This is a genomic window from Bacillus nitroreducens, assembly GCF_964021195.1.
In genome coordinates, this window is record NZ_CAXHYI020000003.1 from 241,008 (window position 1) to 255,271 (window position 14,264).

Here is a 14,264-nt window from a genome sequence, read left to right on the forward strand (position 1 = left end):
ATTACTACATTCTTTAAATTTACCTGTTAACGGCACTGCCTAAGACCGCTTCGATATAGATGCTTGGGTTCATAATTACATCAACTGCAATATCAACATATTCACTGATGCCCTGTGCCCCGAGACCAAGTACAATCGTCAAAGCTGTAAGAATTCCCATTGGTAAAAGCAGGCCTTTTAAATCAAGTGTTTCTGTTTCTTCTGGTACATCGGTATATCCCCAAAAGCCGTTCATAAAAATCTTCATGATTGAAAATAACACCATTAAACTCGTCAATAAACCTATACCGCCTAGCCAAAAATAATCAGAAGCAAATGTTCCTTCAGTGATAAATATTTTTCCTAAAAATCCACTAAGCGGTGGTATTCCTGCAAGCGATAGTGCTGCAATAAAAAACATCCAACCGAATTTTGGCTGTAGCCTCATCAGTCCGCTAAATTCTCTTAAGTTACTCGTACCTGTAAGATAGATAATCGTTCCAGCTAAAAGAAAGACAAGTGCTTTCACAATCATATCGTGCATTAAATAATAAATAGAACCAGTGATTCCTTCTGTAGTAAGAGAAGCAACCCCAGCTAAAATAAAACCGACACCCACAACCACATTGTAGGTAATGATTCGTTTAATATCCCAATATGCCACTGCACCAATTGCTCCAAGTATCATCGTGACAGCTGCTAAAATTCCGATTAGTAAATGGGTAATCTCTGGCTCATGGTAAAACACTAGCGTAAAGACCCTCATAATTGCGTAGATTCCAACCTTTGTTAAAAGAGCTGCAAAAATAGCTGCAATTGCTGTTGGGGGTGCACCGTAAGATCCTGGAAGCCAAAAGAAAAGAAACAATCCTGCCTTTAACCCAAACACTATCAAAAACAAAATCGCCACGGTAGTCATGACACCATCTTGACCTACCTCTGAAATGCGAGCTGAAAGGTGAGCCATATTCAAGGTACCTGTAATTGCATATAAATACGCAACAGCTACTAAAAATAGGAATGACGAAATCATATTCACTAATATATACTTGATTGATTCTCGTAACTGAATTTTTGTTCCGCCTAAAGAAATCAATACATAGGATGAAACAAGCATCACTTCAAAACAAACGAACAAGTTAAAAATATCTCCTGTAAGGAAGGAACCATTCACACCCGTAATGAGAAACAAGAAAAGTGGATAAAAATAAAATAACTCCCTTTCCTTCCCGATGCTATTAAAAGCATACAAGAGACAGCAAAGTGCTACGATACTTGTTACCATGACTAATATGGCCGCTAACATATCTGCAACCATACTCACTCCAAATGGCGCTGCCCAACCACCTAATTGAAGAACTTGAATCCCTTCTATTTTATTTAGGTGCATTAATATCAATGAGATGATAAATACACCAATGACTGCAGTTAGACTAAGAGCCCTATGCAATCTTATGTTTTTTCGAAAAACAACCATAATCATCCCGATAATGACGGGGATGATAATTGGAAAAACAACTAAATTACCCATCGCTTTTACCTCTCATTGCTTGAGTATCGTCCGTGCCTAATACCTTATAAGCACGGTAACTTAGCACTAAAAATAATGCTGTTGTTGCAAAGTTGATCACGATTGCTGTTAGAAGAAGTGCCTGAGGCAATGAATCAACATAAGATAATCCCTTGATTCCTAACAATGGAGGTCCACCTTTTTCAAGACCACCCATTGTGATAATAAGTAGGTTCACACTATGGCCAAGTATGGAAGTTCCTAATATAATCCGAAATAATGTTTTTGATAAGATAAGATATATCCCGATTGCAAATAAAATCCCTACTAGAATTGACATTAATGTTTCCATTATCGATCATCACCTATACTCATAATAATTGTGAGCGATGTTCCAATGACTGCCAAGGCGACCCCTACATCAAATAAAACCGCTGAAGCGAGCTCAGTTTTTCCGAAAACTGGAATATCAAAATATCCAAATGCTTGTGTCAAAAACTCTTTGCCAAAAAGCATCCCACCTACCCCCGTTAATACTGCAATTAGTACACCAATTGCAGCAACTACTTTGAAATCTAAGGGCAAGTTATTCCGAACTGTTTCAATATCAAACGTGAGGAATAGAAGAACCAGACCTGCCGAGAAAGCCAGCCCTCCAATAAAACCTCCGCCTGGATTATGGTGTCCAGAAATAAATAAATTGATGGCAAAGGTAAAAATAATAACAACAGCTACCTTTGTGACACTTCTGATGATGACATCATTCGGCTCTTTCATCTGATCCCTCCTTCGCTAAACGTAATTTTATTAATGAGTAAACCCCAAGGCCAGCAATACTTAAGACAAGGATTTCTAGCATCGTATCTATACCGCGGAAATCAACTAAAATGGAGTTTACGATATTTTTCGCTCCTGCTAGTTCATATGAATTTTCATAATAACTTGAAATGGAGTCAAACAGTCGGTTTCCATTCGCTGCTAATGCAACGATTGTGACAACAGCCCCTGCTCCCACTGAAATAATCAAATTCGTTAATTTAAACGGTATACGACTAACTTCCTTGCGCATTTTTGGTAAATGATAAAAACATAACAGAAACAGCACTGTAGTTACCGTTTCAACAACTAGTTGAGTTAGCGCTAAATCTGGTGCACGGAATAAGACAAAGAAGAATGCCACGAAAAATCCGAGTGCTCCCACCGCTACAATTGAAGTAATCCTCGACTTTGAAAAAATAACGGAAACTGCAGAAACTAAAGCTAAAATCATCATCGCTATTTCAAAAGGTGTTGCTACTGCGTCATTGGAGGAATCAAAAGAGATTCCGCCAAACAGCCATATTCCCCCTCCAACAGCAATTATCATAAAACCAAAAATATAAACGAGGTAATCCCGAATAAACCCAGTCATATAAACATTTGTAATCTTGCCAGATAACTTCTCTGTTCCATTGATAAATAAATTGTAAATATTATTGATCGTTAATGATTGTGGATATAGGTGATACACTCGATACCATTTTCTTAAATTTAGATAAAGGATGGTTCCAAGAACAATGACACCTATGGTCATCCATAGTTCAAGATTCCACCCATGCCATGCTGATATTTTAAGATCTAATACGGCTGCTTCTGAAAGTACTGGTAAGATAGATGTCAGTGCTGGCTTTAATAAATTATCCGCGAGTACATTTGGGAAAAAGAAACCAATAATGACAAGTGATCCCAATATAATAGGAGAGATCAACATTCCCAATGGCGCTTCATGAACAACTCGATCATTGTCAAGTTTATATTTCCCTCTAAATGTCTTAAATAAGAGAATCATGCAATAGATAAATGTAAAGACACTCGCAACCCACGCTACTATCGGAATAAGAATTCCGATGGTCTGCATGTTATAAAAGTCCATCCCTGCTGCATTTTTTGCAGCTGTAAAAAACATTTCTTTACTTAGAAAGCCATTGAATGGTGGTAATCCAGCCATTGAAAAACTACCTATTACTGTGAGTGTAAAGGAAATAGGCATAAGACTCATTAATCCACCTAGTCTTCGAATATCACGAGTCCCTGTTTCATGGTCGATAATACCAACCACCATAAAGAGACTTCCCTTAAACGTTGAATGGTTGACTAAATGAAAGATTGCAGCAAATATCGCAGTTCCATATAAAGTCGTCTCATTACCTAAATCGAAATACATAGCAGCTGATCCAAGACCGAGAAGACTCATGATTAGTCCTAATTGACTGATCGTAGAATATGCTAATAATGCTTTTAAATCTGTCTGTCTAATTGCATTTACTGAACCATACAATAATGTAATTAAACCAATTCCTGTTACAAGCCAGAACCAAGTAGATGAACCCCCAAAAATTGGAGTTAATCGCGCAACTAAATAAATCCCTGCCTTAACCATCGTCGCTGAATGTAAATAGGCACTTATCGGTGTTGGAGCTTCCATTGCATCAGGTAACCAAATGCTAAATGGAAACTGAGCTGATTTAGTAAAAGCACCAAGTAAAACTAACACCATTGCTGGGATAAATAATGCACTAGAGGTAATAGCATCAACATGTAGTAACATTTCACGAATACTATTCGTTCCTGAAGCACTTGAAATCATGATGAGACCAGCAAGCATGGCAAGCCCGCCAAAAATAGTAATCAACATTGATTTTTGTGCTCCATATCGTGATTTTTCACGTTCATACCAATACGCAATTAATAAGAAAGAAGAAACACTCGTGATTTCCCAAAACACATATAGAACATAGACATTATCAGAAAAGACTAAACCAAGCATCGCACCCATGAAAATAAGTAAATACACATAAAAATTATGAAGTGCTTCACGTTCTTTTGATAAATAGAAAATTGAATATAAGATGACTAAGGCACCAATGCCTGAAATTAGCAATCCGAATGTCAGACCTAACCCATCGATATAAGTTGAAAAATCAATATTATAGGTTGGAATCCAAGGTATAGTTGTGATGATTGTATTCCCAGCCGAAATTGTGGGAATAAAAGTTAAAAGATAGGCGAATATCAAGAGTGGCACGAAGAAAACGAACCAACCTGTATGAATTCGCGAAGAGAATTTTTTATATAATATAGGAACAAACACGGCGAATAGAAAAGGCAACATAATTAAAAGATGAAACCAATACAATGGAATCGCCTCCTTTATAAGGATATTTTTTACAATTTAGTTTAATAGATTGACTCATTTTGTAGCATGCGATATAGTCATACATAGTTTATAACTAATTGACATTTTATAATTACATTTTTCAGGTGGTTTGATACATGAGAGCTCCCATTTAGTTGAAGGACTATCTATAGTGGTTCCATATTTTATTACTAATTATTATTAAGATAAATGGCCCTGCCACAGATTTCACATCAAGCTTTGAGGTGAGTTGCTAATGAAAATGAAAAAAGAACGAATGGACGAAAGTATTCTCGTCTGTGTATATTATGGTCCTAATGGTGAACGTCTCATCCAACGTGGTTGCAACATAGCAAAAATGTTAGACTGTCCATTGTACATTCTAACTGTTGATCCAAAGCCTTTCGATGACTTAGACCCTGAGAAAGTTTCCTACATTACGAGATGGAAGGAAATTGCTGACCAACATAGTGCGGATGCATTTATTATGAAAGACAATGAGAAAAGACCAATTGCGAAAGTAATTGCTGATGTTGCTAGACAGAAAAATATTACGCAAATCATCTTAGGTCAAACAGCACAAAGTCGTTGGGAGCAAATGACAAAGGGGTCCATTATAAACTCATTATTAAAAGAAATACCTTTTGTTGACCTTCATATTATTTCAGTTGCCCGCTTCCTTAAAAACACTGAAGGGCATTTTGACAAAGGAGTTCGTGCTTATCTTGTAAAAGAAGATGAACATTATCGTCTTATCTTTAAACATACAAGAAACGTTGTTTACGAAGGAATCTTTTTCAAAGAATTCGGTACCGACTTTAATAATGGAATTTTTAAATTTATGAAAGACCAAAAGACACTACAGGTCCAAGTGAACGAGGATATCGTAACTGATTTAACGAATGTAGAAATGAATACAAATATAGACGATGATGACTTCTTATAATCTCCGCTTTTTGCGCGGAGTTTTTTTGTGTTTTTGTATCACCCTAGTGACGACGATTTAACCTATAGGTTAACGTCCACTTTTACCATTTGCTTTTCTTCATTATTTATCCCGATATATTTGAACGTTTCCGATGGTGAATGATGATTATATATATTCATTAAGATAGAAATGGCAATTCCCTTTAAATAGGCATGATATCCAAATGTTTTTCGAAGTGTGTGCATTCCTATCTTCCCAGAAATTCCAACTTCTTTTGCCGCATTGTGAATGATGCGATAGGCCTGCTGTCTAGAAATAGGCTGATCGTCCTTCTTTGATTTGAATAGAAAGTCGCCCTCTTTATAATTTTGGTTCTGTAAATAGTTGCTTAACTCACAATAAATCATGTTGTTTAAATAGTAGGCTTTTACTGTTGAACTTGTTACATCTTTCACATACAAGAACTCCTTCATTCCCGACTCGTCCCATACATCCCCGACGCGTAATGAAAGTAAGTCACTCACCTTAATTCCTGTATTTATTCCAAATACAAAAAGCAAGAGATCTCTTTGCGATTGTTTTCTTAATACTTCTTTAATCGCATTTATCTCACTTACTTCCCTAATTGGATCGACAAACTCCATTCGTTTATCCTCCCGTTAATGTTACATAAACTAAAATTAACACACATTAAGTAACATGACAAGATTCTTGCATACATATTGAACTGAATTTTTTCACTATACAAACAAACTTTTATCCATCTTCTTTACCACTAATGAAATAAAAGAATGAATTTGCTAATTAAAGGGGAAATTATTACAAATTTAGTAACAATCATCATTGAAAGGAGTTTTAAAGATGAGAAAGTTCAGATGGTTGATTATCACCTTGTTAGTTATATTTGCCGTTGGAGCTGGTATAATGATTTCTCAAAATATCGGTGAAGAACAGGCTGAACAAGGCATTGAAAACCAGGAAAAAGAAGACAAAAAAGTAGACAATAACAAGCACTTTTCAGTTCAGCATAAGGACTACCCTGGAAAAATGGCGCCGAAGTTTAGTGCTGAGGATTTAACGGCCGAACCATCAGGAGATTGGATCACAAACGGTGGAAACATATTTAATAGTAGATATTCACCGCTGGATAAAATCAATAAATCGAATGTAAAGGAATTAAAAGCCGAATGGGTTACAAGTCTCGGCTCTGGTTATGAGTTTAAATATTCAGGTGAAGCAACTCCCATTGTCTATGACGGAGTTATGTTCACTATTACTGGAGCTCACGATGTTCAAGCAATCGATGCAAGGACAGGTGAAATAATTTGGGAATATCGCCCTGAATTAGCAGCAAATTTAGATACTGTCTGTTGTGGATGGACAAGTCGAGGTGTTGGATTAGGCGACGGAAAGGTTTTTGTCGGACTTTTAGATGCGAGATTAGTTGCCTTAGATCAAAAAACTGGTGAACTTGTTTGGGAAACCACAGTTGAAGACTGGGAAAAAGGATATACCATTACTAGCGCTCCTCTTTATTATAACGGAATGGTATATACTGGGATTGCCGGTGGTGAATACGGGATACGTGGATTTGTTGCCGCTTATGACTCTGAGAAAGGCGAAGAACAGTGGAAGTCCTACACTATTCCAGGACCTGGAGAAGTAGGACATGACACATGGCCACAGGATAATGACGCCTGGAAAAAAGGTGGAGCACCGGTTTGGCAAACACCGGCTATCGACCCAGAACTTGGACTTATCTACTTTTCTACTGGCAACACAGCTCCCGACTTAGATGGAAGTAAACGTGAAGGAGACAACTTATTTGCCGATTCAGTCCTAGCACTTGATGCTAAAACAGGTGAATACAAATGGCATTTCCAAGAAGTTCACCATGATATTTGGGATTACGATGCACCAAACCCAGTGATCTTATTTGATGTAGAAATGGATGGAAAGATGAGAAAAGGGATTGCACAAGCTGGGAAAACAGGCTGGGTCTACATATTGGACCGAACAAATGGTGAGCCACTTATTGGTATTGAAGAAAAGCCTGTTCCTCAGGATGAAAGACAAAAAACATCACCTACTCAGCCATTCCCTGTTGGTGATGCTTTTATTCCTCAAACTGTAACAGAAAAAGATGTTGAAAGAGACTTACCAGAAGGATGGAAAGGTAAAATAGGTGATATATTTACACCATTCTGGGATGAACCAATTACAGTAAAACCAGGACCACAAGGTGGAGCAAACTGGCCGCCATCAGCATATAACCCAAATACTGAACTTTTCTACGTACAAGCGAATGATACGTATTATTCGTTCTCCCATGATAAAGATGATGAAGCAAACACTTACACAGAAGGTGAAGTATGGCTAGGAAGTTTAATGGAGCCTGTACCGTACGCACCTGGTCGTGGTACCGTAACGGCACTAGATATTAAAACGAATAAAATTGTATGGCAAAAAAATTGGGACCAGATTGCTTATAGTGGCCTTCTAACAACAAAAGGTGATCTCTTGTTTGCAGGTCATAATGATGGCCGAATCATTGCATATGACGCAACAAATGGCAATGAATTATGGGAGTTTAAAATGGATGCAGGAGCGAATGCACCTCCTATCACCTATGAAATTGATGGTAAGCAGTATATCACTATTTTTGCTGCTGGTAACTCACTTGCAGGAACCACTCATGGTGACAAGGTTTATACATTCTCTCTAGAAGGAAGCTATGCGTCTTTAGAAGATATACCTGAAGATCAAATCAATGTTTCACCAACCGCTAATGACCCTGAAGCTACTGATAAGAAACAAGATGCTGAAGAAAGTGATAAATCCACTGTACATCAAGGTGAAGATGTATATAAAAACAACTGTTTAGCATGTCACGGAGACAACGGTGTAGGTGGCCATAATGGACCAAGTTTACAGCGTAGTGCAATGCTTGAAGATAGAGAAACACTCATTAATCAAATCAAAAATGGTAGCGCTGGAATGCCTCCATTTAAGGACAGTTTAAGCGATGCTCAAATTGATGTACTAATTGAATATTTACAAAGTCTAGGAAAATAATGTTTTAAAGGAATCGTTAGTATACAACGATTCCTTTTTTTGCTTATCGCTCAGTGAATATAACATTATGAACCCCTTTTACACTTTAAAGAAAAATAATATCTAAAAATAAAAAATATTGTAGAAAAATGTTCGAAAGATGTTATAATGTTCAATATCATATAAAATTTTCTGACAATAAGGGGGACATTATCATGAAAGGAAGAAAACTTTCCTGGATGGTACTCTTCATGGTGTTTGCTTTAGTTTTAGCAGCATGCGGAGGTACTGATACTAGTAAAGAAAGCGACTCATCATCAGATGACGCGATAGACGAAGGAAAAACATATACTTTTAAAGCAGGACATTCTCAAACTGAAGAACATCCTTATCATCTTGCACTTCTTGATCTAGCTGAGAACGTGAAAGAACGTACTGATGGTAAAGTTACGATTGAAATTTTTCCATTAAACCAATTGGGAGCAGAGAGAGAATTGACAGAAGCTCTTACACTCGGTACAGCTGATATGTCCATTTCATCAACAGCACCGATTGCAAACTTTTATCCACAAATCGGTATTGTTGATTTACCATTCTTATTTGAATCAAGAGAACATGCATACAGCGTTCTTGATGGACAAGTTGGTCAAGACCTTCTATCTGGAATGGAAGAAGTTGGACTTATGGGTCTTGCATGGGCAGAAAATGGATTCCGCCACATTACAAACAGTAAACATCCAATCACAAAACCAGAAGACTTACAAGGATTAAAAATCCGTACTCAAGAAAACCAAATTCACCTTGATGCATTTAACGCTCTCGGTGCTCAACCAACACCTATGGCATGGAATGAAGCATTAACCGCCCTACAACAAGGAGTTGTTGATGCACAAGAAAATCCATTAATTATTGCAGATACGTACAAGCTCTTTGATTCAAACCAAAAATACATGACTTTAACAGGACATATCTACTCTCCTGCAGTGGTTATGTTCAGTAAATCTGTTTGGGATACACTTCCTTCAGAATACCAAGACATACTCAAGGAAGAAGCAAAAATCGCAGGTGACAAAGTTCGTGAACTTAGCACAAAAGCGGACACTGATTCTTTACAAGTTGTAAAAGACGCTGGTATGGAAGTAATCGAAGATGTTGATGTACAACCTTTCCGTGACGCACTTCAGTCTGTATTTGAAAAATATGAAAAAGACTTTGGTAAAGAAAACATTGAAGCAATCTTGAACGGAAACTAATCTTAAAAAAACTTGGTGAGTGCCTTGCACAATCCAAGTTTTTTTACCATAAGGGGTAATATCAGGTGATAAAAAAGGTAGTAGATATAATAAATGGATTTTTTAAATGGGTACTGATCATTTTATTTTTTGTATTAGTAGTCGTTGTCTTTTTACAAGTCCTCTTCCGTTTCGTCCTTGAACAACCGCTAGCATGGACTGAAGAACTAGGACGTTATTTACTCGTGTGGACTACATTCCTCGGTGCTGGATATGGAATGAGTATAAATGCACATCCTGGAGTCGAAATACTTTATGATGCTTTCGGACCAAAAGTTAAAAAAATACTCAATGTCGTTATTTCGATTCTTGTCATCTTTTTCTTTTGGCAGATTATCGTTCATAGCTTAGATTTTATTGATCGAAGCATGATTCAGAAGTCTCCAGTCCTTCAAATCCCAATGGGGTACATCTATACAGTAATTCCGATATCAAGTGTACTTTTTATTATCAATCTACTTTATGTCGTGATTACTGAATGGAATAAGGAGGCGAAGAACTAATGGCTTGGTTATTATTTGGATTACTAATCGTTCTTTTTTTAATTAACATTCCAATAGCTGTTGCTCTTGGACTCGCTTCTATGATTGTACTTATGATTCAAGACAATGTGCCATTAATGGTTGTTGTCCAAAAAATGTTTACTTCAACAGATTCATTTACGTTAATGGCTGTTCCCTTCTTCATTCTTGCAGGTAAGTTAATGGAAGTTGGAGGTATTTCAAAAAGACTCGTGGATTTTGCAATGACAATCGTTGGAAGAATGCACGGGGGCCTAGCAATGGTATCGGTCGTCACATGTATGTTCTTTGCTGCAATTTCAGGGTCGGGTGCAGCAACAACTGCAGCAGTTGGTGCAATCATGATTCCTGCCATGGTTCAAAAAGGCTATGATAAGAGCTTTTCGACCGCTATTCAAGCTGCTGGTGGAACAATCGGTGTCATGATTCCACCAAGTGTTCCTTTAATACTATTTGGTGTTATCGCTGGAGCATCAATTAGTGATTTATTCATAGCAGGTATATTACCAGGTATTTTCGTTGGTATTTCACTCATTCTTGTAGCTTACTTTATCTCTAGAAAAAGAGGGTATGGTAAGGGTGAAAAGAGCTCGATTCTTGATGTTATCAAGTCTTTTAATAGAGCGATTCTCGCTATATTAATGCCCGTTATTATACTAGGCGGAATCTATGGTGGTGTATTCACGCCAACTGAAGCTTCTGTTGTAGCTGTTGTTTATGGATTGATTGTTGGACTATTTATTTATCGTGAAATTAAGTGGAAGGATTTACCTGAAGTCTTTATTCAATCGGCAGTTACATCAGCGGTTATTATGTTTATCATCTCGTGTGCATCGATTTTTGGTTTTATATTAACAAGAGAGCAAATTCCACTTTCAATCACGAATGCACTACTTACTATTTCTGAAAATCCAATCATTGTATTACTTATTATTAACGTCATTCTATTAATTGTTGGTACATTCTTGGAAACTTCTGCAGCAATTATAATCATGGCGCCAATCTTATTACCAGTAACAACAGCTGTTGGTATCGACCCTGTTCATTTTGGTATTATAATGGTTGTAAACCTCGCGATTGGGTTTATCACACCTCCAGTTGGTATTAATCTATTTGTCGCATCCAATATTGCAAACCTACGACTAGAAAAAATAGTTCGGGCCATTGTTCCGTTCCTTATCATGTTGATTGTGGATATTATTATTATCAGCTTTATTCCAGAACTCAGTATGTTCTTCTTAAAGTAAAATTTCGTCACATGTAATAGAAGTGCCTGTGCCTTAGGTTTACCTATGAGACACAGGCATTTTTTTATCTTAGTAGGATTTTCATCACAATCGCACTAAAATTTTATATGGACCCCCTGCCCTTTCACCTAAGCCCACACAAATGCATAAAATATTGAGCGAATATCTTTTGCTATTCGACTTCTAAGGGGGTTTTATATAAATGGAACTTACTGCGGCTCATTGGATGTATTTATTTGGGACCGGTATCATCATTTTTACCATGCTATTTCGACAAAATGTTGTGGTCCCTTCAATTATTGTTACATTTTTGGTTGGTTGGATTTTTACAGGTTCATTTTCATCAGGTCTTCAGACTATTTTCAATGCGAGTTTGGTAGCAGCTGGAGAATTATTTAACATTTTTCTAATCATTTCTATTATGACCGCTCTCTTACACTCCCTAAAATCATTAGGTTCTGACAAACAAATGATCACACCATTCCAGAAGTTGATGAAAAACGGTCATATATCTTTCTGGGTTATTATCTTTGTAACCTATGTTATTTCCTTGTTCTTTTGGCCGACACCTGCTGTACCACTTGTTGGAGCTTTACTTATCCCCGTTGCCGTTCGAGCCGGTCTTCCCCCAATTGGTGCCGCAATAGCAATTTCCCTTGCAGGTCAAGGTATGGCGTTATCTTCAGATTATGTCATTCAAATTGCCCCAACATTAACAGCAACTGCTGCAGGAGCAGATGTTAGCATTGTGGCAGACCGAGCAATGTTACTATCCATCATAACAGGAGTCACGGCAATTGTTATCGCCTATCTAACCTTGAGAAAATACATTTTACGTCCATCTGATGATCACTTACAGGCTTGGGAAAACAGTGATGCTGATTTTGAACAAGATAACACTGAAACTTCGAATGACGAAACAAAGAAAAGCAAATATAGTCTACTCTTTTCAATACTTGTTCCGATTACGTTTTTAATTATTATTGTCTACATGTTCCTAGCAAAGTTTTCCGATGTCATTCCGTCAGTCGAAGGTGGAACGGGTGCTGCGTTAATTGGTGGAGCTGCTGCCATTCTCCTTATTGCTGCTTCAACATTTAAGGAGCCGCGTTCATCCCTAACTGCAGTTAGCGACAATATTGTAAAGGGGTTTGTTTTTGCTTTTAAGGCGATGGGCCCTGTCATTCCGATTGCTGGATTCTTCTTTTTAGGTAGTGGTGAATTAACCAGCAAAATATTTGGAACGAATCCTGATGATTCACCTTCATTCTTATTTGATTTAGTTGTATCTGGTCAACATTTCATCCCTGAAAATGCCTTTATTGCTGGGTTTGGAATCCTTTTAACTGGAGTAATAACAGGATTAGATGGTTCTGGATTCTCAGGTCTTCCTTTAGTTGGTTCATTATCTGGTGCTTTAGGTGGAAGTGTGGGTGTTGATGTTGAAACATTGTCCGCTATTGGGCAAATGGGCTCTATATGGGTAGGTGGTGGAACGTTAATTGCCTGGTCATCACTCATAGCAGTCGCAGGATTTGCAAAAGTTTCCGTCATCGAACTCGTCCGAAAAAGCTTTCTTCCTGTTTCGATTGGATTAATTATATCTACCATTATCGGCCTATTAATATTATAGGTATCACTAACAGGTCCTCTTTCCTCCGAAGGTAGTTGGACCTGTTACCTTGTGCTCGTGTTCTAATCATTTTATAATGAGATGTATTCGAGCTACTAGGAGGTACATAATGCAACAAGAAATTTTATCATCCATAACATATAAGAACATAAAATCAATAGAAGAATTACAACTAGTTCACAAGTTAGAATCAATCGTTTGGAGTCCTGAAGACACTGTACCTATCAGCCATACAGCCGCAACGATAAAAAACGGCGGTTTTATTTTAGGTGCATTCTATGAAGAACAACTAATTGGGTTCCAATATAGCTTTCCGGGTTTTGACGGAAGGAAGCCATACCTTGTTTCTCATAGTCTAGGAATTCATCCCGACTTCCGCAAACTTGGTATTGGTGAGAAATTAAAGCATGAACAACGTAAATTAGCCTTAAAAATGGGCTATGATTTAATTTCTTGGACCTATGATCCACTTGAAACGGTAAATGGAAATTTAAATTTACATAAATTAGGCGCAGTTTGTACCTCGTATATTGAAAATGCCTATGGGGAAATGACAGATGGCATGAACGATGGTATTTCTACCGATCGTTTCGTTGTAAAATGGTCTGTCAAAGATACTGGACAAGCATCAAGAAACGATGATTTACGTAATGCTCCTATTTTAATCGATACGGAAACTAATAGCGAAGGTATTGTACCACGAACGATTAACCTCGAGGAATCTAAAGAAATCTTGTTAGTTCCTGTACCTGGTAATTTTCAAGAAATAAAGAAGAAGAATTTTGAAGTTGCAGTTATGTGGAGAGAAAAGACAAAGCAGGTGTTTACCCATTATCTAAATCAAGATTGGATCGTTACTGATTTAATAAAAGCCTCTGACAACCACGAGCTTTATATGTATCTTTTAAAAAAGAATGTTTAAATG

At 37.3% G+C, this 14,264-nt stretch carries 12 protein-coding genes; 7 read left to right on the top strand and 5 right to left on the bottom strand.

Annotated features, from left to right (window positions below; translation table 11 throughout):
• Window positions 1-19 precede the first annotated feature (19 nt).
• The 4 genes from ACWPVE_RS05025 to ACWPVE_RS05040 are packed head-to-tail and all read right to left on the bottom strand — an operon-like array spanning window position 20 to window position 4,664.
• Window positions 20-1,510: a Na+/H+ antiporter subunit D gene (locus tag ACWPVE_RS05025; protein WP_453991264.1), complete on the bottom strand. Its 1,491-nt coding sequence runs from the start codon at window positions 1,508-1,510 to the stop codon at window positions 20-22.
• On the bottom strand, window positions 1,503-1,841 hold the full coding sequence (locus tag ACWPVE_RS05030; protein ID WP_453991266.1) for a Na(+)/H(+) antiporter subunit C: 339 nt from the start codon (window positions 1,839-1,841) through the stop codon (window positions 1,503-1,505). The genes ACWPVE_RS05025 and ACWPVE_RS05030 overlap by 8 nt, the downstream gene beginning before the upstream one ends.
• On the bottom strand, window positions 1,841-2,266 hold the full coding sequence (locus ACWPVE_RS05035) for a Na(+)/H(+) antiporter subunit B (protein WP_453991268.1): 426 nt from the start codon (window positions 2,264-2,266) through the stop codon (window positions 1,841-1,843). The genes ACWPVE_RS05030 and ACWPVE_RS05035 overlap by 1 nt, the downstream gene beginning before the upstream one ends.
• Window positions 2,250-4,664 carry a Na+/H+ antiporter subunit A gene (locus tag ACWPVE_RS05040; protein ID WP_453991270.1) on the bottom strand — a complete coding sequence of 805 codons (2,415 nt, stop codon included), beginning with the start codon at window positions 4,662-4,664 and terminating at the stop codon, window positions 2,250-2,252. The genes ACWPVE_RS05035 and ACWPVE_RS05040 overlap by 17 nt, the downstream gene beginning before the upstream one ends.
• Window positions 4,665-4,920: 256 nt before the next feature.
• Between ACWPVE_RS05040 and ACWPVE_RS05045 the strand changes: the two genes are divergently transcribed.
• Entirely contained in the window at window positions 4,921-5,610 is a 690-nt protein-coding gene (locus tag ACWPVE_RS05045) for a universal stress protein (RefSeq protein ID WP_453991272.1), read from the top strand.
• 62 nt (window positions 5,611-5,672) lie between these two features.
• Here the strand turns inward: ACWPVE_RS05045 and ACWPVE_RS05050 are convergent, their stop codons facing one another.
• On the bottom strand, window positions 5,673-6,236 hold the full coding sequence (locus ACWPVE_RS05050; protein WP_453991274.1) for a tyrosine-type recombinase/integrase: 564 nt from the start codon (window positions 6,234-6,236) through the stop codon (window positions 5,673-5,675).
• Between the two features lie 217 nt (window positions 6,237-6,453).
• Here ACWPVE_RS05050 and ACWPVE_RS05055 point away from each other — a divergent pair, with 217 nt between their 5' ends.
• The 6 genes from ACWPVE_RS05055 (at window position 6,454) to ACWPVE_RS05080 (ending at window position 14,261) form a co-directional block, all read left to right on the top strand.
• On the top strand, window positions 6,454-8,667 hold the full coding sequence (locus tag ACWPVE_RS05055) for a PQQ-dependent dehydrogenase, methanol/ethanol family (RefSeq protein WP_453991276.1): 2,214 nt from the start codon (window positions 6,454-6,456) through the stop codon (window positions 8,665-8,667).
• A 194-nt stretch (window positions 8,668-8,861) separates the two neighbouring features.
• Complete coding sequence (locus tag ACWPVE_RS05060) at window positions 8,862-9,899, top strand: TRAP transporter substrate-binding protein (RefSeq protein ID WP_453991278.1); 1,038 nt, start codon at window positions 8,862-8,864, stop codon at window positions 9,897-9,899.
• A 65-nt stretch (window positions 9,900-9,964) separates the two neighbouring features.
• Complete coding sequence (locus ACWPVE_RS05065) at window positions 9,965-10,441, top strand: TRAP transporter small permease (RefSeq protein ID WP_453991280.1); 477 nt, start codon at window positions 9,965-9,967, stop codon at window positions 10,439-10,441.
• A complete protein-coding gene (locus tag ACWPVE_RS05070) occupies window positions 10,441-11,706 on the top strand; it encodes a TRAP transporter large permease (RefSeq protein ID WP_453991282.1) in 1,266 nt (421 codons plus the stop codon). The genes ACWPVE_RS05065 and ACWPVE_RS05070 overlap by 1 nt, the downstream gene beginning before the upstream one ends.
• A gap of 202 nt (window positions 11,707-11,908) precedes the next feature.
• Entirely contained in the window at window positions 11,909-13,339 is a 1,431-nt protein-coding gene (locus tag ACWPVE_RS05075; RefSeq protein WP_453991284.1) for a hypothetical protein, read from the top strand.
• A 109-nt stretch (window positions 13,340-13,448) separates the two neighbouring features.
• On the top strand, window positions 13,449-14,261 hold the full coding sequence (locus ACWPVE_RS05080; RefSeq protein ID WP_453991286.1) for a GNAT family N-acetyltransferase: 813 nt from the start codon (window positions 13,449-13,451) through the stop codon (window positions 14,259-14,261).
• Window positions 14,262-14,264 lie beyond the last annotated feature (3 nt).

Bases quoted from the DNA above. Each gene is read 5' to 3' on its own strand.
- ACWPVE_RS05035 (WP_453991268.1), bottom strand. From the start codon at position 2,266: ATGAAAGAGCCGAATGATGTCATCATCAGAAGTGTCACAAAGGTAGCT.
- ACWPVE_RS05075 (WP_453991284.1), top strand. From the start codon at position 11,909: ATGGAACTTACTGCGGCTCATTGGATGTATTTATTTGGGACCGGTATC.
- ACWPVE_RS05080 (WP_453991286.1), top strand. From the start codon at position 13,449: ATGCAACAAGAAATTTTATCATCCATAACATATAAGAACATAAAATCA.
- ACWPVE_RS05025 (WP_453991264.1), bottom strand. From the start codon at position 1,510: ATGGGTAATTTAGTTGTTTTTCCAATTATCATCCCCGTCATTATCGGG.
- ACWPVE_RS05030 (WP_453991266.1), bottom strand. From the start codon at position 1,841: ATGGAAACATTAATGTCAATTCTAGTAGGGATTTTATTTGCAATCGGG.
- ACWPVE_RS05070 (WP_453991282.1), top strand. From the start codon at position 10,441: ATGGCTTGGTTATTATTTGGATTACTAATCGTTCTTTTTTTAATTAAC.
- ACWPVE_RS05045 (WP_453991272.1), top strand. From the start codon at position 4,921: ATGAAAATGAAAAAAGAACGAATGGACGAAAGTATTCTCGTCTGTGTA.
- ACWPVE_RS05060 (WP_453991278.1), top strand. From the start codon at position 8,862: ATGAAAGGAAGAAAACTTTCCTGGATGGTACTCTTCATGGTGTTTGCT.
- ACWPVE_RS05050 (WP_453991274.1), bottom strand. From the start codon at position 6,236: ATGGAGTTTGTCGATCCAATTAGGGAAGTAAGTGAGATAAATGCGATT.
- ACWPVE_RS05055 (WP_453991276.1), top strand. From the start codon at position 6,454: ATGAGAAAGTTCAGATGGTTGATTATCACCTTGTTAGTTATATTTGCC.